General features: G+C 43.1%; 15 protein-coding genes. 7 read left to right on the top strand and 8 right to left on the bottom strand.

What is annotated here, in order from left to right; translation table 11 throughout:
- Both BCT49_RS20465 and BCT49_RS20460 read left to right on the top strand, forming a co-directional pair.
- The coding region (locus BCT49_RS20465) for a helix-turn-helix domain-containing protein (RefSeq protein ID WP_133151663.1) at positions 1-437 on the top strand (437 nt) is incomplete at its 5' end.
- 83 nt (positions 438-520) lie between these two features.
- Complete coding sequence (locus tag BCT49_RS20460) at positions 521-2,209, top strand: AMP-binding protein (RefSeq protein ID WP_102437803.1); 1,689 nt, start codon at positions 521-523, stop codon at positions 2,207-2,209.
- Positions 2,210-2,331: 122 nt separating this feature from the next.
- On the opposite strand, the gene BCT49_RS20455 is transcribed toward BCT49_RS20460, so the two are convergent.
- The 4 genes from BCT49_RS20455 to BCT49_RS20440 all read right to left on the bottom strand — a co-directional run bounded on the left by BCT49_RS20455 (position 2,332) and on the right by BCT49_RS20440 (position 5,506).
- Positions 2,332-3,714, bottom strand: coding sequence for a vWA domain-containing protein (locus BCT49_RS20455; protein ID WP_102437801.1), 1,383 nt, complete (start codon positions 3,712-3,714; stop codon positions 2,332-2,334).
- 11 nt (positions 3,715-3,725) lie between these two features.
- A complete protein-coding gene (locus BCT49_RS20450) occupies positions 3,726-4,283 on the bottom strand; it encodes a TadE/TadG family type IV pilus assembly protein (RefSeq protein WP_017108786.1) in 558 nt (185 codons plus the stop codon).
- Positions 4,284-4,294: 11 nt separating this feature from the next.
- A complete protein-coding gene (locus BCT49_RS20445; protein WP_102437799.1) occupies positions 4,295-4,789 on the bottom strand; it encodes a TadE/TadG family type IV pilus assembly protein in 495 nt (164 codons plus the stop codon).
- A gap of 525 nt (positions 4,790-5,314) precedes the next feature.
- Positions 5,315-5,506, bottom strand: a complete 192-nt coding sequence (locus BCT49_RS20440) for a hypothetical protein (protein WP_102279505.1) — start codon at positions 5,504-5,506, stop codon at positions 5,315-5,317.
- A 99-nt stretch (positions 5,507-5,605) separates the two neighbouring features.
- Between BCT49_RS20440 and BCT49_RS20435 the strand changes: the two genes are divergently transcribed.
- Positions 5,606-6,511 (top strand): LysR substrate-binding domain-containing protein, encoded by a 906-nt coding sequence (locus BCT49_RS20435; RefSeq protein WP_017108783.1) that lies wholly within the window; start codon positions 5,606-5,608, stop codon positions 6,509-6,511.
- Between the two features lie 56 nt (positions 6,512-6,567).
- Here the strand turns inward: BCT49_RS20435 and BCT49_RS20430 are convergent, their stop codons facing one another.
- Positions 6,568-6,774 (bottom strand): DUF1127 domain-containing protein, encoded by a 207-nt coding sequence (locus BCT49_RS20430; RefSeq protein WP_102437796.1) that lies wholly within the window; start codon positions 6,772-6,774, stop codon positions 6,568-6,570.
- 103 nt (positions 6,775-6,877) lie between these two features.
- Between BCT49_RS20430 and BCT49_RS20425 the strand changes: the two genes are divergently transcribed.
- Together BCT49_RS20425 and BCT49_RS20420 are read left to right on the top strand one after the other, a co-directional pair.
- Entirely contained in the window at positions 6,878-7,828 is a 951-nt protein-coding gene (locus BCT49_RS20425) for a LysR substrate-binding domain-containing protein (RefSeq protein WP_102326217.1), read from the top strand.
- 45 nt (positions 7,829-7,873) lie between these two features.
- Positions 7,874-8,086, top strand: a complete 213-nt coding sequence (locus tag BCT49_RS20420; RefSeq protein ID WP_012604684.1) for a VF530 family DNA-binding protein — start codon at positions 7,874-7,876, stop codon at positions 8,084-8,086.
- A gap of 215 nt (positions 8,087-8,301) precedes the next feature.
- Here BCT49_RS20420 and fusA read toward each other — a convergent pair whose 3' ends face one another.
- Complete coding sequence (gene fusA / locus BCT49_RS20415; protein ID WP_017106964.1) at positions 8,302-10,389, bottom strand: elongation factor G; 2,088 nt, start codon at positions 10,387-10,389, stop codon at positions 8,302-8,304.
- Between the two features lie 234 nt (positions 10,390-10,623).
- Positions 10,624-12,006 carry a DNA repair protein RadA gene (gene radA, locus BCT49_RS20410; RefSeq protein ID WP_102437794.1) on the bottom strand — a complete coding sequence of 461 codons (1,383 nt, stop codon included), beginning with the start codon at positions 12,004-12,006 and terminating at the stop codon, positions 10,624-10,626.
- 161 nt (positions 12,007-12,167) lie between these two features.
- On the opposite strand from radA, the gene BCT49_RS20405 reads away from it, so the two are divergent.
- The gene (locus BCT49_RS20405; RefSeq protein WP_102437792.1) at positions 12,168-14,516 is read left to right on the top strand and encodes a PilZ domain-containing protein; all 2,349 of its coding nucleotides are present in this window, start codon (positions 12,168-12,170) and stop codon (positions 14,514-14,516) included.
- A gap of 114 nt (positions 14,517-14,630) precedes the next feature.
- On the opposite strand, the gene serB is transcribed toward BCT49_RS20405, so the two are convergent.
- The gene (serB, locus tag BCT49_RS20400) at positions 14,631-15,611 is read right to left on the bottom strand and encodes a phosphoserine phosphatase (RefSeq protein ID WP_102437790.1); all 981 of its coding nucleotides are present in this window, start codon (positions 15,609-15,611) and stop codon (positions 14,631-14,633) included.
- 109 nt (positions 15,612-15,720) lie between these two features.
- Here serB and BCT49_RS20395 point away from each other — a divergent pair, with 109 nt between their 5' ends.
- Entirely contained in the window at positions 15,721-16,332 is a 612-nt protein-coding gene (locus BCT49_RS20395) for a YtjB family periplasmic protein (RefSeq protein ID WP_102437788.1), read from the top strand.
- Positions 16,333-16,493: the final 161 nt, after the last annotated feature.

The raw sequence follows: 16,493 nt of genomic DNA, 5'->3' as shown, positions 1-16,493 counted from the left end.
AATTACGCAACAAAGCCGAACTACAGCGTAAAACGCAACATATCTTCGAGCCTCACTTTGATCTAGACCGAGATACCAACAACAATAATCAACTACCAGCAAAGTTGTTTACCTCTGAAGTCGTTAACTTTGTTATGGACAACATCAACAAAGAAATCAGAGAAACCGAGATAGCGGAAAAGTGCCATTGTTCAACAACCTACTTTTCTAAGAAGTTTCATCTACACTTTGGGGTAAGCTTTAGAGACTTTGTATGCGATAAACGAATCCTGTTAGCCAAAAAGTTAATCGAAGCCGATACCGAATCAAAAATCGCTGTTATTTCTTACCAATGTGGATACAAGGATGTGTCGTATTTTTCAAGAATCTTTAAGAAAAGGACCGGAGTAACACCCGCAAGTTACAGACGTGCCTGCACGGATAACAGAAAACGCTAATTTTACTCCCTAAAAGAAAAAATCATGGTACATTTAACATGATTTTAACAAAAATAACTTAGCGAAAAACATGGAGTTAGACAATGATTCAGCCTAACGAGTTTAGCCAAGAAAAAGCAACAGCTCTCCCTACACCCAATGACATGATTTTAAAATGGGCAGAAGAACGCCCAGATGAAGTCTATTTAAAACAAATAATTAACCGCCAATTTGTTGAATTCACTTATAAAGAAGTGGCCGACAAAGCACTAAAACTGGCGTCAGCATTAGAAGGACTCGGAGCCCAACCCGGCGATCGAGTCGCTCTCGTTTCAAAAAACTGTGCAGAGTGGTTTATCTGTGATCTTGCCATGATGTTAGGAGATTTTGTCAGCGTCCCAATCTTTCCGACAGCGGGTGCAGACACCATTCAATACTGTATTGAACACAGTGAAAGTAAGATCGTAATTGCAGGTAAGCTTGATGATCCTGCAGCGACACAAAAAGTACTCGATGATAATCCGAGCTTAGTCAGTATCTCGTTACCCTACGATACTGCGGCGAAGTGCCAACATACTTTTGAGCATCTCATAGAGACACATGAACCATCCACTAAACGACCTCAGCATCACGATGATAAGCTAATGTCGCTTGTGTATACATCGGGTACATCCGGGTTACCTAAAGGCGCAATGCTTACGTATGGTGCCTTTACATGGTCAGTTCAGAGATTAATCGATCACATTGGTATCCAACCCGGCGACCGTCTGTTTTCTTATCTGCCGCTTGCCCATATCACCGAACGAGTGTACATCTTTGGTTCTTCCGTAATGGGTGGTGTGGTCACTGCTTTCCCTGAATCGTTAGACACGTTTATTGACGATGTAAAAATGCACCGTCCAACTTTGTTTATTTCAGTTCCTCGTTTATGGACTCTATTCCAACAACGAATCCAAGATAAGCTGCCACAGAAAAAACTGAACTTCTTACTTAAAATTCCATTTGTGAATAACATCATTAAGAAGAAACTGGCTGATGGTCTGGGTTTAGACCAAGCTCGCGTTCTTGGTTGTGGTTCAGCGCCAGTATCACCGGCTTTACTCGCATGGTATGAAAGCGTTGGTTTACACATCACCGAGGCATGGGGAATGACAGAGTCTTTCGCCTACAGCACACTCAACTATCCATTTAGAGCAGACAAAATTGGTAGTGTTGGTAATGCTGGCCCGGGTATCGAGCTCAAAATAGCTGAAGACGAAGAGATTTTGGTTCGAGGTAAAGGGCTATTCTCTGGCTACTACAAAAATGATATTGCAACCCAAGAGTCTTTTGATTCAGAGGGTTGGCTACATACGGGTGATATTGGTGATATTGACAGCGAAGGCTATTTAACGATTCGTGGACGTAAGAAAGATACCTTTAAAACCGCTAAAGGTAAGTTTGTTGCTCCCGTTCCAATCGAGAACAAACTCTTTGAATACAGCCGCGTAGAAATGATGTGTTTGATAGGCTTAGGCTTACCAGGCCCTATCCTGCTTGTTGTACCCCATGACTTCCCTAACTTTGATCGAGCTCGTTATGAGAAAACGACCAAGCGTGTTATCGAGAAGATGAACGAACAACTCGCTTCACACGAGAAGATCAAAGGCGTATTGATGATTAAGGAACCGTGGAGTATTGAGAATGGCGTGTTAACACCAACGCTTAAGATCAAACGACATATCCTTGAGCAAAAATATCACGAAGTCGGTCATAACTGGCCGAAAGATAAATTGGTGGTTTGGGAAGAGTAACCAACGACAAAAATACACATAGCATTGAGAGGGAGCGAAAAGCTCCCTCTTTTATTTTTCTAATCTCTCGATTGAGATCCCTTTAATCTATCAATATGTAAAACTGCTAAACCAGAAAGACGTTACAAAGTTAAACGGATAATCACATCCAACATCTCGTCGAAGCAAGGGCCTAATGCTTCCTCATCGATTGCATGGCAATACACACCTTCTAGTTGGGCAGGGTCATAATCTGCACTTAAGTCTGGATCATCCAAAAGCGCACTAGAATTTGCCATTCGTAACAGTAAGTCTTCTCCAAACTCACTATCAGGTCCGGTTGCCGATGTTAATGATGAACCTAATCCCAAGGTAAAGACGTAAATATCTTCTCCTCTTGCAGCCTCAGCAATGTCTTCCACCAAGTTACGAGCAACTCTATTCACCCGTGTATACAAGTCACCAGCAGAATGACTATCAGGATCATACTGTGACACTGGCCGTACTGAATGTGTCGGATTTAAAATGTTAAACTCGGTTGCGCTTGAATCATGAGTGGTATAGTAGTCGGGCATCTCACTAATATGGTCATCAATATCGCGCCCCTCATAACCTCCACTTAACGTCGTTGCAATCGAGTCATGCCTCCAAAGCCCTCGGGGCGTACCACTGCTGCCGTCACTCGATCGAATAGCTCCCGTATGCGAATCACCGTCCTCAAAATCAAACGTTGTCGCAAAGGTATTTGGCGCTCCATCTGTGAAGAACACGATCACTTTCAAGTTAGCGGGATCGGTAACCGTTCTAAGCTCATTTAAAGCTCGATAGATCCCCTCTGATGCATTGGTATATTGTGCATTAGACGTACTACCAAAATTAAAGCTGTCTATTTCAGATTTGATAGTACTTCGGCTATGGCCACGAGTTGCATTAAACCCCACTGGAACCTCAGCTCCGAAAGCAAATTTAACCAATGAAACTCGGTCAAACCCTTCATGGAAATTTTCAACGAATGACTTAGACCGATCAATAACGTCTTGAGTCACATCACCAATGCTGCCAAGCCTCAAGGAAGTTGTGTTATCAATCACTAACACTAAATCGACAGGGCGACGAATAGATTGTGCTGACACGCCAGGGTTAAATGTGTCTAACCCTATTAAAGGTAAAAAGATTGTCGGCACTTGCGCCGTAGCTGAAATATCAATCGAGATATTACCGAATGAATCATAGGAGAAATTGACTGCGCCCAAGCTAGGTGTTGCTGAATAAAAATCGGCTGGGATATTTGCTGTAAAATATTTTTGAGCAGCGGCACGCCCTGCATCTTCGCCATTAGCAACCGCTCTAGCAGCGGCAATACTGGCAGCATCGACTGCTGCAAATAGTTTTGATTTAACGATATAAGCACGTCCAGCATCAACAGAAAGCCCGACAACTAACAGAATAAAAGGCAGTGCGATGACTGACATCAAAGCCACTAACCCACGACTGTAACGATATTTGATTGGGGTTCCCTTATCCATTTTAACCTCCCTTACATATATGTTGTGTCGCTCAGAATATATTCCTCATCGAATACTCGACTAAAAATCGGCGAATAGTCATAGAATACTTCTACGCTGTACACGATCTCCCCATCATCAAGCGCAACGGCTAAATTGTTAATGAGTGGAGGATCATCTGCATCCACATCAGAACACTCTCCATCATTTGCCCAATTACTGCAGCTCGACCAAATAGCACTATTTTTACTTAGCCCGTGTTGGTTCCATCGGTATTGGCTTTTAATGTAGGGAGAAGCATCTTCTTGCCCAACAACCTCGGTAATGTAAATGACCCCGTCTTGCGTCAAATCCAATGTTCCCGATGTCGTGGCGATGATGTCCATCACTTCTTGCGGGGTATCTGTATTACTCCGAGAAATAATGTTTCCACCTTCTCGGCTGATACTAATAATGATGTGGTTGGCTTGAATGAGGTGCGTGATATCGACAGCCGCAACAATAAGCAACATAAACAATGGTGCTATTAACGTCATTTCGATTGCTGCAAACCCTTTCTCTGCGGCTTTCTTTATCTGTAAAGGAAACATCCTGTCCCTCCTTAAAAAGCTTCGTTTTTCATTGCCGCGCTAACGGTAAATTTAAACTTCCCGTCATCAAGCAAAACATACATATAAGGATTTACAGATGGCCACTCGCAATCAAGATGAATAGAAATAATGTCTCCTGAGCCACCAAAGCCAGTGACTGCGTTGCCATAGACATCTTCAACACGTATGTTTTGGACATCCATCACTTTGTCGAGCAAACCGCTCGAGGATTGAGAAATTTTTTCTAATATTGCTGCTTCGCGGTCACTCGACGCATCAGGATCCAGATCAGAACGACCTGTGATGGCATATCTTGCGCCCTCTCTTGCTGAGTGTTGCATGGTCAATTTAACAAACCCATAAATACCAAGATCGACAACCGTTAAGAAAAGCGCAAAAAACAGGCTCACCACAACCGTAAACTCGATAATAGCGATGCCTTTCATTTTTGATTTTAAACTGCTTCGGAAACGGCTACGCTCCAAAACTCTTAAAATAGATTTCATACAGCCCCCACCCTCTCGTCTTTCCATTCACCTTATCTAGCCCAATAGAAAACCTCAGGAGATATAGAAAAACTGAACACTACATATATAGAACTGACAAATGAGTTACACAAGCGCCATTCAATAAATCAATTTCAACACTATTAATACGGAGATGGATTCAAACTGTTTTTTATTTAATTTAATTTAATTCAATTGCTTATATAAAATTAAAGGGTCTAATAATACATAGTAATTTAATTTTCATTTATTAACCCCCAAAATAACTGTCTGTTTTATATCCATTAGACAAAGAAAGAAAAAAAACATTACGATGCTTGTTTCTATATAAATCAGAGTTTCAGTCTCAAAAATAAGACAACGTAAATTAAAAACTAAGCATTTAGTTTAGTAGGAATAGGATTTTATAAGTACTCGATGATTAATGGGTAAAGTCAGGCTGGATTAAGCGAGTACAAATGAATATTGTGGCCGAGATAGAACCAGCGAGACTAGCCTTCACGCTAATGGATATATAAGTCATGATTATAAATATTTAGTATAATCAGTTGCATCGTTGTTTTCATATTCTAACCCTATATCTTCTTTCACTCGACGACTCAGCTGTTCCGCACATAAAACCTTATTCTGTTTCGCCTTAACTTTACCTACTTTTATCTTCTTATTTTTAAATAACTTAGCACCATAAAATCTCGTCCAACTGATTAATACTTCCATAATTACTCTCTTGTATTTGCCATCGTTCTGTCGTTATTATGAAAACAACCGGTTCGATAAGCGAACAACCATTTCTAACAAGAACTATAAGAAGACGTTATGGATAATAGACTACGCCACCTTTCCGGACTTCGTTACTTCGAAGTCGCAGCTCGCTTGAGTAGCTACAGCAAGGCAGCAGAAGAGCTCTTTGTTAGCCAAGCTGCTGTCAGCCAAAAGATCCGTCAGTTAGAGGAACAACTAGAGTGCAAGCTGTTCATTAGGAAAGGGCGTGAAATGGCATTAACTCAAGAGGGGCGGACTCTCTTCCAACATGTGTCAGATGGATTTAAAGAGCTTGTTGTCGGATTGAATAAGATCCAGTCTGAACCCTTGCAAGGCGTTATCGTTGTTCGAAGTCCTCCCTCTTTTGCATCGCGTTGGTTGCTGCCGAGGCTTTGGAAATTCTCAGTCAAGCACCCTGAGATTCCAATCAAGATCCTCACAGGGTGTGACACACCAAATCTAAAACATGGTGAAATTGATGTCGCGATTCGACAAGGGGAAGATCTGTGTGTTGAACAAGGTTTAGCACTTGAAGTACTGTTCAATGAACCTCTATATCCCTTTTGCTCACCCGAGCTCGCCAGTTCTTTGAAATTCACATCACCAGAACAACTACTAAAGTGTTGGTTGATTCAATTTGAGGGTGGCCTTTTCCCTTGGGAGGAATGGTTCAGACAAGCGAACATTCCAATGCAAGACACCGCAGTTCAATGGATGGAGGTGGGAACCTTTGATATGGGGTTAACGACAGTGATGGCGGGCCATGGGGTTTGCCTGGCAACAGATAGCTTAGCTGGAGACTTTATAGAACGCGGCCTGCTTGTTAAACCGTTTAATATTGGGATGACACCTGGCGTTCAAGTTAACTTATGTTTTGATCCTAGCTCACCGAGAAAAGAGCGTATTGCGGCGTTTACTGAATGGCTGCATGAAGAAGTTTCTGATATCTCAAAGATCTAGCATTGGTTTTGGCGTAACTCCTCCTAAGAAGAAAGAGTTACGTCTGATCATCTGAATCACTCCCAAAATGCTTTTCTCACCTCTTCATTAGCCTGGCCTCGGGTAATACCAACATCTTCAAGCAAATGATCTGACAGTTCAGCTAGGTGCTTTCTCGTTCTACGCTTCTGAAGATACAGTCTAAATTTAGAATAGAATTTCTTAACTGACAGTGATGAAAAGAATGCTTGATGACTATTTGTTCCCGAAGTTATTGTATTCATAACCTTTCTCCTATTGATTATCTGCTTTGTTATGGTCAATAATCGACCAACAACGTACTTACGACAAACGATAGACACTGGCATTCAGTTAAGGAAAACTAATGTGAGAGAACGCACCCCACCATTCCAAGGGATCTACTATTTTTATACTGCAGCTGAAACTGGCAGTTTTAAGCTCGCAGCAGAAAAGCTATTTGTCACGGCGGCTGCCGTCAGCCAACAAATTCGCCAACTTGAAGAGTGGTTAGGTGCAGACTTGTTTATTCGTCAGCACCGAAAAATAGTACTCACTCATGAAGGTGAAGTGCTTTACCTGCAAGCTAAGAAAGGCTTTGCCCACATTCAAGATGGTGTAAGGCGAATTAACCAAGACCCAAACCCTACTCAATTGTCTATTTCGACCGTGCCATCATTTGCCCAACACTGGTTGGTACCTAGAATTGGTGACTTTCGCGATCGTCACCCAGATCTATCCATGCTGATTGAACCGACCAACAAGCTTGTGACGTTTGAAGACTCTAATGTCGATGTCTGCGTTCGATATGGTCATGGTAATTATCCAAACATTGAATCACGTTGGTTAATGGACGAAGTGGTTTACCCTGTCTGCCACCCTATCTACCAAGAGAAGCATGGTATTTATGACATCGACGATCTACACAAAGCTGAGCTAATTGAAGACCGCTGGCCTGATATGGATTGGAATCTATGGTTAGATGTTGTTGGAGCAAAGGCAGGACGTTCATCACTGCAATTTGATGGTTCGCATTTTGTTTTAGAAGGCGCGTTATCCGTTCAAGGTGTCGCACTGGTTAAGCACAGCTTGGTTTATCGGTATTTGCAGGAAAAGAAGTTGGTACGGATAGGTAACATCGCACTTAAGCCCAAATACAATTACTTCTTGTGTGCACCTGCGGGATACTTTCATCGCGAGAAAATCAAACGCTTTGAAGCTTGGATGCAAAGTCAGGTTCAGTTGTTTGGAAATAAAGGTCGAGAAGAGCTTTCTATTATCGAGACAGATTACGAGCTGAAATGGTCTGATAATTCATAAAGCGAAACTGATATACTGAGCTCAAATAAATGGCGAGAACATCTCATGACACAAGACAATAATCCACTTCACGGTATCACTCTACAGAAGCTACTGACAGAATTGGTTGAACATTACGGTTGGGAAGAGTTGAGTTACATGGTGAACATCAACTGTTTCAAAAAAGACCCAAGCATTAAATCTAGCTTAAAGTTTTTGCGTAAAACAGACTGGGCTCGTACCAAAGTAGAGCAGATTTACATTGATTTGAAACGCTAGTCCCTCTCTTTTTAGCTCTATCTAAATTTGTCCCGTATTCACTTAGTACGGGGCTAATCACATGAATGTTGAGCTAATCAATCAAACCCCTGTGTCTACTTTTTAGGGGCCACATCATATCTCGTATCTCGTATCTCGTAGTATGTTACAAGAAACAAAAAGCCCCGCAAGCTTTCACTTGCGGGGCTTTTTTAGTTAATTTAGAAAAGGGCTAATTACTTACCAGCTTCTTTTTCTGCTTTAACTTTAGCGATTACTTCTTCTGCCACGTTCATTGGACATGGAGAGTACTGTGCGAATTCCATAGAGAATTGGCCACGGCCTGAAGTAATTGTACGTAGGTGACCGATGTAACCAAACATTTCTGAAAGTGGTACGTCAGCTTTAATACGAACGCCAGTTACGCCAGCTTGTTGATCTTTGATCATGCCACGACGACGGTTAAGGTCACCGATAACATCACCAACGTGATCTTCTGGAGTAAATACGTCAACGTTCATGATTGGCTCAAGAAGTTGCGCGCCAGCTTTAGGCATAGATTGACGGAATGCACCTTTCGCTGCGATTTCAAATGCGATTGCAGATGAATCGACTGCGTGGAAACCACCATCGTAAAGTTCAACTTCAACGTCTAGCGTAGGGAAGCCAGCTAGTACGCCGTTTTCCATCATGCCAGCAAAGCCTTTCTCAACAGCAGGCCAGAATTCTTTAGGTACGTTACCGCCAACAACTTTTGAAGAGAACGTAAAGCCAGAACCAGGTTCGCCAGGCTTGATACGGTAATCGATCTTACCGAATTGACCAGAACCACCAGACTGTTTCTTATGCGTGTAGCTATCTTCAATTGCTTGAGTGATAGTTTCACGGTAAGCAACTTGAGGAGCACCAACTGTTAGGTCAACGCCGTAAGTACGCTTAAGGATATCTACCTTGATGTCTAGGTGAAGCTCACCCATACCTTTCAGGATAGTTTCGCCAGTTTCTTCGTCAGTTTCAACTTGGAAAGATGGATCTTCTGCAACCATTTTACCGATCGCGATACCCATTTTCTCAGAACCGCCTTTATCTTTTGGAGATACAGCGATAGAGATTACTGGAGTTGGGAAAACCATTGGCTCAAGCGTTACTTGATCTTTAGGATCACATAGAGTGTGACCTGTTTGCACGTTCTTCATACCAACGATCGCAATGATGTCACCAGCTTGTGCGCTAGTTAGTTCGTTACGGTCATCAGCTTGCATCTCAACCATACGGCCAACACGCTCAGTTTTACCTGTGAATGAGTTAAGAATCGTGTCGCCTTTGTTCAATTTACCAGAGTAAATACGAACGAAAGTTAGAGCACCGAAACGGTCATCCATGATTTTGAATGCAAGAGCTTTAAACGTTTCTTCAGTAGAAACGATAGCGTGCTTACCAGTTTCTTCACCGTTCTCATCCATTAGAGGTTGAGGATCAACTTCAGTTGGAGAAGGTAGGTAATCTACAACAGCGTCAAGGATGATTTGAACACCCTTGTTCTTGAATGCAGAACCACAGTAAGTTGGGAAGAACGCTAGGTCACGAGTACCTTTACGGATACAACGCTTGATGTCTTCGATAGAAGGCTCTTCACCTTCCATGTAAGCTTCCATTAGGTCATCGTCTTGCTCTACAGCAGTTTCGATTAGCTCTTCACGGTATTGCTCTACGTCGTCTACCATGTCCGCAGGAACATCTAGGATTTCGTAGTTTTCAGGAAGACCAGTGTCATCCCAAACGTATGCTTTACGGCTTAGAAGGTCTACAACACCCACGAATTCATCTTCGCGGCCGATTGGTAGAACCATAACTAGAGGAGTTGCGCCTAGAACGTTTTTAACTTGGTCAACAACGTTGTAGAAATCTGCACCCATACGGTCTAGTTTGTTAACGAAGATCAGACGAGATACTTCTGATTCGTTAGCGTAGCGCCAGTTAGTTTCTGATTGTGGTTCAACACCACCAGAACCACAGAATACACCGATACCGCCATCAAGTACTTTAAGAGAACGGTATACTTCAACTGTGAAGTCAACGTGTCCAGGAGTATCGATAACGTTTAGACGGTGACCGTTCCAGAAACAGCTTACAGCTGCTGATTGGATAGTAATTCCGCGCTCAGCTTCCTGTTCCATGAAGTCAGTAGTTGATTCGCCATCATGTACTTCACCAGTCTTGTGGATCTGACCAGTTAGCTTAAGGATACGCTCAGTGGTAGTTGTTTTACCCGCATCAACGTGCGCGAAAATACCAATGTTTCTGTATTTCGATAAATCTGCCATTGTCTTACTCTGTTAATAGGATATAAAATGCGCGCAGAGTATATCACAATCTGTGAGGACTGATAGCTTTGCATGCATTTGGGACTAAAAAACTTTGCCTTTTCGTAACAAAAACGAAAAGGCAATCTGTAGAAACAATCTAATTGATTGTTAGGTTTAGTGCTAACCTAAAGCGCAATTAGCGTTCAAGTTAGACTGATTTTCTGCTGTATAGAGTAGCTGAAGTGAGCTCAATTACAACTCATCAAAAGCATTAATTGCCTCTGATAATTTTTTGACCCCGTGGATCTGCATTCCAGGAATGCCGCCCTTAGGCATGTTCGCAGCAGGCACTATCGCCCTCTTAAAACCATGCTTAAACGCTTCATTCAAACGCTCTTGTCCACTTGGTACTGGTCGAATCTCACCTGCAAGGCCTACTTCACCAAACACAACCACATCTTTCGGTAGTGCTCGGTCTCTAAAGCTAGAAAGTAACGCCATCACTAATGCTAGATCTGCGCTGGTTTCGGTTACTTTAACACCACCAACGACATTCACAAACACATCTTGGTCAGCCATTTGTAAGCCGCCGTGTTTATGCAGCACTGCTAATAACAATGAAAGTCGATTTTGCTCGAGACCAACCGCAACACGACGCGGGTTTGCCAGCTGCGAATAGTCCACCAGCGCTTGGATTTCAACAAGAAGTGGACGCGTCCCTTCCCAAACCACCATCACTGAACTGCCTGATGTTTCTTCTTCACCGCGAGAAAGGAAAATGGCTGATGGGTTGCTGACTTCTTTAAGGCCTTGGCCTGTCATTGCAAACACACCCAATTCATTGACCGCACCAAAACGGTTCTTGTGACTGCGCAGCGTTCTAAAACGGCTATCGGTTCCGCCATCTAACAGCACGGAACAGTCAATAATGTGTTCAAGTACCTTTGGGCCAGCCAGTGTGCCGTCTTTAGTTACGTGTCCAACTAAGAACACAGCAACGTTGTTTTGTTTCGCGTAGCGCGTTAATGCCGTTGCTGACTCACGAACTTGAGCAACACTGCCTGGCGACGATTGAACATCAGCGACATGCATTACTTGGATCGAGTCTATAACCATGATCTTAGGTTGTTCTTTTTCAGCGACCTGACAGATTTTATCGACATTCGTTTCAGAGAGCATTTTTAAGTGCTCTTTTGGTAAGCCAAGTCGAGACGCTCGCATCGCTACCTGCTGTAAGGATTCTTCCCCAGTGACATAGAGAGTCGGTAATTGCGAAGAAAGCTGACACATGGTCTGCAATAACAGGGTTGATTTACCTGCACCGGGATTACCACCGATCAGAATCGCAGCACCAGGAACGACGCCGCCACCAAGTACGCGGTCGAGCTCTTTGAAGCCGCTACTAAAACGAGGTACTTCTTGTAGATCAATCTCAGAGAGAGTTTGAACCGAAGATTCCGTTGCACCACCCGCGTAACCACCACTGAGTCGTTCATTACGCGCAACTTGAGGTGAAGCCGCTAACCTAACTTCGGTAATCGTGTTCCAAGCACCACATGCATTGCACTGTCCTTGCCAACGTGGAAAGTCAGCACCACAGTCATTACACACATAAGCTCGTTTTGCCTTAGCCATAAAACCTCAATAATTTACTCAGTTACACAATGATGTTGTCAATTTGTGACTTATTTGACCGTACGGGTGAAAATAAAAGTTGCAGTCATACCACTTATACTTAAAGATCGATTTAAACTAGTCGATAACATAAACGTACCGTCCATTCTAACAAGAAAAGTATGCAGCAATCTGAAATTCTATCTGTAGCAGAGCGACTCATCCCAGCCTATCACGCTGAGGATTTCGACTTCCTTCTTTCTCAAATGACAGAAGGTGAATCCCCGTCTCTGAAATTGCTCGTTAAAATGGAACTGAATCGTATCATGGCTCCGTGTACAAAGAGCATTGATTTACGCGGACGTATTGATAATGAGTGCCGTCAGTTTACGCTCGATGGACGTAAGCACTGGCTTGATGACATTGCGTTAAATGCGTATCAGCGTGGTACCAAAAAGTTTAAAGGCTATACCGAAGGCACGTGGGAGCTAGTCATGACCCCGCGAACTCAACCGCTTCGTAATATTGTTAAAACGTCTTCCCAAGACAACAACGACATCACCAGTGCGAATAGCCCTTATGAAGCCGAGGCTATCAACCTTGGTTATGACCTAAAACGTCAAGAAAACCGACTCAAGATCAGTTCTCAGGTTGAGATCACCACATCCAAAGGCCAAAGCCTACACGGTGTGACAGTCGACATTTCTCCTTCAGGTGCCAAATTCAAAGTACCAAGTGCCTTTAGATATAACCTTGGCGAAATCATCGAAGTAAAATTCACAGAGCTTGTTGAGAAGTCTTTGGAAACAGACAGAAACGACATCGTGGAATTTCGAGTGCTGGGCATTGACGAATCTTACGAAAATAATGCTGTTAAGTTCCTGAGAACGATCAAGATTAGCGATTCAAGCCTCGTTGCTCGCTTGCTTGATGAATCTTTGAATAGCTCTAGCAAGAAAACCAGTCACGAGAATCAAGACCGGTTTATTCGAACTCGTACTCGAGGCATCGAACATACCTATCTCAAGCACACCTGTAACCTTCCGCTGTTCTTTAGTGGTAGCGAGCTTAAACTGGCGTTGCTAACCGATAACAACCATCCATTGTGGCAATACTGGCACGATGAGCGAAACCAGCAAGCGCTCGGGACTCTATTTAACGAACAACGAATGAACTTGCTTGCTAAGCCTGGCGTTAAAGGTACAAGTAACGTCATCTATTCGTTTACTCATGAGCATCAAAATAAGACTTTGTTCTATTCGATGATGCTACCTGAAGCCTCTCGTGAGCAAAGACAGCTGTTTTGGCACATAGGTGGCAAACGCGCCAGTTGGAAAGCGTTTAAGTTCTCGGTATTCGAACTATCAGATACCGAAAGACAAGCACTCGCGAAACACTCAGATACGCTGGCTCAAAGCTCAGCGCAACTGACGCACTGTGGCATCTTGCAAGAGATTGGCGATCACGAAAGTGCTGCTGATTATCTATTGAGTGAAAAGCCACGTATTCCAAGCAGTGAACTGAATCGATTCCGTCATCCACGCGCAGTAGTAGGCAATATTCAAAGTATCTACTTTGATTCTCAAACTCGCCGTAAAGAACCGAGATACCAATTCAAATCGCCGCTGCAACTGACCTCTCAAGACGGAGCGGCTGCGAATGGAAACACCTTAGACATTTCTAAACGTGGTCTTAGCGTTACCCTTGAACACCCAATGGTTTTGAAGATTAATGACCCTGTGTTGGTGAACTTCAATGAGCTGCAACTCTATGACAAAAAGCTACCGCTCAGCACGGTTCCTTATCATGTTATTCGAGTGAGCCCCAACGGTCGTAATGTGCAATTGGTTATCGCTGAAAACGCAAAAACAATGCGTACCATCGCATTCTTAAATGGCCTGATTGATCAAAACCAAAGTAAGCTGGTTAAGAAACAAGAGATATTACCAACCCACTCGCTCCTTGAATCTCTGCATAATATCCTGTTGAGCAAGATGGTCAGTAACCCAATATTCATTGATAAACCAAGCTCAACACTGCGTTGTAAGATCATTGGTGTGAACTTCCCACTGAATAAACATCTAGCGCTGCTCGCTAAGCTTGGCCATAACCAAAAGTTTTCACTGGAACCGATTTTCAAAGGCCACTCTAATTCGCTATTGGCGGAGCCTTTGAAAAAAATTCAAGGTGCTGAGCCTAAGCATCATGATGTGTACATTGCTGCGGTTAAGTTTGGCGATAAGATCCAATCTGTGCACACTAAATTGGTCAAAGATTTCGCGTCTGCCAAAGAACGGATCTTATTCATTAAGAAGGCACAGCACTTAGGTGATGTGTATGTATTGCGAGTTACGACAGCGCCTATCTTCAATCCTTTGACCAGCTTGTTCCAGTCAGACTTAGAAGAGCTATCTCGAATCAGTATGCATCAAGCGAAAAAGCTAGAGAACGAAATTACCGCTTTTATCGGCTATGGCGAGATAGAAGATATTACTGATGAAGTATTAATTCGATTAGAGCTGACTCGCTAATCCAAGCTTCTAGTTCAGGCATATTCCAGAGACAAAAATAGAAAAAGCAGGCTCATCGCCTGCTTTTTTGTATCCGTTGTAAATTCGCTCTTGTTTAGCGCTTACCGAAGATGACTAAGGCTTCGCTTGCCAGCTGATTTTTTGCTGCTTAGCTAATACGCCAGACAAGATACACAGCACGCCACCTAAACCTGCGTAACGCACAGCGGTTTGAGCTTGTTGCTCTACTTTCGGCTTCGCATGGTAGGCAATACCTAAGCCTGCAGATCGCATCATCACCAAATCATTGGCACCATCACCAACAGCAACCGTGTTGTGCAGTTCCAGTTCATACTCTTCAGCAAGTTCTACCAAGATATCCGCTTTGGTCTGCGCCGAAACAACATCGCCTAACACTTCACCTGTCAGTTTGCCGTCAACGATTTCTAAGGTATTTGACTGAGCATGGTCAAGATCAAGCGTATCTTTTAAGTAATCAGAGAAGTATGTGAAGCCACCAGACGCAATCGCCGTTTTCCAACCCAGCTTATTCAGTGTGTTCACGAGTTCTACTAAATCAGGCATGAAAGGCAATGACTGACGAACTTGTTCTAAGATAGCTTCATCGGCACCTTTAAGTGCGCCGACTCGCTGGCGTAAACTCTGTTCAAAGTCGAGTTCACCTTGCATCGCTCGCTCCGTGATCTCAGAGACTAACTCTCCAACACCTGCTAGCTTTGCTATTTCATCAATACATTCAATCTGAATCGCTGTGGAATCCATATCCATCACAATCAAACCTGGCTTAGATAAGTCTGGGACCTCGCTAAGGCAAGCATAATCAAGCTTTAAGGCCTGTAGGATTTCTTCGTGCGCTGGGGTTAAATTTCCAGACATCAATGCCACTTCATAATGCCCAACTTTCCACGTATCAAGAATGGTGTTGTAAGTGCCGGTGAAAAAGTCGATGTCATCAAAAGATTGAGGAGACAAGTACTCGCCAAATATAATCCAGTTGGCTTTGGCTTTAGCGAGTTGAGAAGCGAAACGAGTCTCGGGGAGTCGAGTTAATAATGTTGTATGCCTTTTAATCGGCAGATATTTCTGAGCGTCCATGTGTATGATTCCTAATTAACTATGCTAAACGTTAACCTATTGCAATTTGAAAACGCAAGTCTCAATATGTCTTAATCATAACATTTGTTTATTTCAGGCTTCGTGAAACATGAATGAATCATTGTTCTCAATACGTAACGCTTTACGAATGCTAGCCCTCATTTTGCTGGCTACTATGTTCGTTGTAACGATTAAAAATACGGTCGTGATCAGTAAAGGTAACGAGAAGATCCAAGCAAAGCAGCTAGAAACGCTGACTAAATTACTTATCTCGCAGGCCTCGCTTTCGGCCAGCAAAGCGATCACACAACAAGATCAAGAACGGTTGCTTGAGCTAACCAATCAGCTTTCTCAAGATAGACTGGTATTCGATACCACTATCTATGATGCAGAGGGGATTCGACTGGCTTCAAGCGAGAAAGCACTCTCGGTACGTGAGGTTCTTGGCTTAGACACGCCACTTTCAACAGCAAGTATCGGCAGGCAGCAGTTAGTTGAACCTATCTACTCGCCAGAAAAAACCATCATCGGCTTTATTCGAGTGACCTTCGAAACCGGTAAAATGACGGCGATTTCTGATCACCACTATCGCAAGAGTGATCGTTACATGATCGGCATGGTCTTGATGGGCTTCGTCAGTGGTGTGTTGTTCATCATGCTGATTCGCAGACGACAAACTAAGTCGGGTGAGAACTTACTGCTTAAGAATGCAAACTCATAAGCTCTGTCATAGAGCCTTGGACCTTGGGCTTTTGACCTTGGAATCATGAAATAAAAACCTCGGATTAGGCAAGATGAATTATTTCGATTGAAATCACATAGCCTTCAGAATCCAAGAAATAGCACTCAGTAATAAATCATTACCAATAAAAAGCCCCGACG

Source organism: Vibrio lentus, assembly GCF_002875945.1.
GTDB lineage: Bacteria > Pseudomonadota > Gammaproteobacteria > Enterobacterales > Vibrionaceae > Vibrio > Vibrio apostichopi.
This window is presented reverse-complemented; position numbering and strand designations above follow the sequence as displayed.

Excerpts from the sequence above, each read along its gene's own strand:
- BCT49_RS20430 (WP_102437796.1), bottom strand. The coding sequence starts at position 6,774 with ATGAATACAATAACTTCGGGAACAAATAGTCATCAAGCATTCTTTTCA.
- BCT49_RS20420 (WP_012604684.1), top strand. The coding sequence starts at position 7,874 with ATGACACAAGACAATAATCCACTTCACGGTATCACTCTACAGAAGCTA.
- BCT49_RS20445 (WP_102437799.1), bottom strand. The coding sequence starts at position 4,789 with ATGAAATCTATTTTAAGAGTTTTGGAGCGTAGCCGTTTCCGAAGCAGT.
- BCT49_RS20455 (WP_102437801.1), bottom strand. The coding sequence starts at position 3,714 with ATGGATAAGGGAACCCCAATCAAATATCGTTACAGTCGTGGGTTAGTG.
- BCT49_RS20460 (WP_102437803.1), top strand. The coding sequence starts at position 521 with ATGATTCAGCCTAACGAGTTTAGCCAAGAAAAAGCAACAGCTCTCCCT.
- radA (WP_102437794.1), bottom strand. The coding sequence starts at position 12,006 with ATGGCTAAGGCAAAACGAGCTTATGTGTGTAATGACTGTGGTGCTGAC.
- BCT49_RS20395 (WP_102437788.1), top strand. The coding sequence starts at position 15,721 with ATGAATGAATCATTGTTCTCAATACGTAACGCTTTACGAATGCTAGCC.
- fusA (WP_017106964.1), bottom strand. The coding sequence starts at position 10,389 with ATGGCAGATTTATCGAAATACAGAAACATTGGTATTTTCGCGCACGTT.
- BCT49_RS20450 (WP_017108786.1), bottom strand. The coding sequence starts at position 4,283 with ATGTTTCCTTTACAGATAAAGAAAGCCGCAGAGAAAGGGTTTGCAGCA.
- BCT49_RS20405 (WP_102437792.1), top strand. The coding sequence starts at position 12,168 with ATGCAGCAATCTGAAATTCTATCTGTAGCAGAGCGACTCATCCCAGCC.
- serB (WP_102437790.1), bottom strand. The coding sequence starts at position 15,611 with ATGGACGCTCAGAAATATCTGCCGATTAAAAGGCATACAACATTATTA.
- BCT49_RS20440 (WP_102279505.1), bottom strand. The coding sequence starts at position 5,506 with ATGGAAGTATTAATCAGTTGGACGAGATTTTATGGTGCTAAGTTATTT.
- BCT49_RS20435 (WP_017108783.1), top strand. The coding sequence starts at position 5,606 with ATGGATAATAGACTACGCCACCTTTCCGGACTTCGTTACTTCGAAGTC.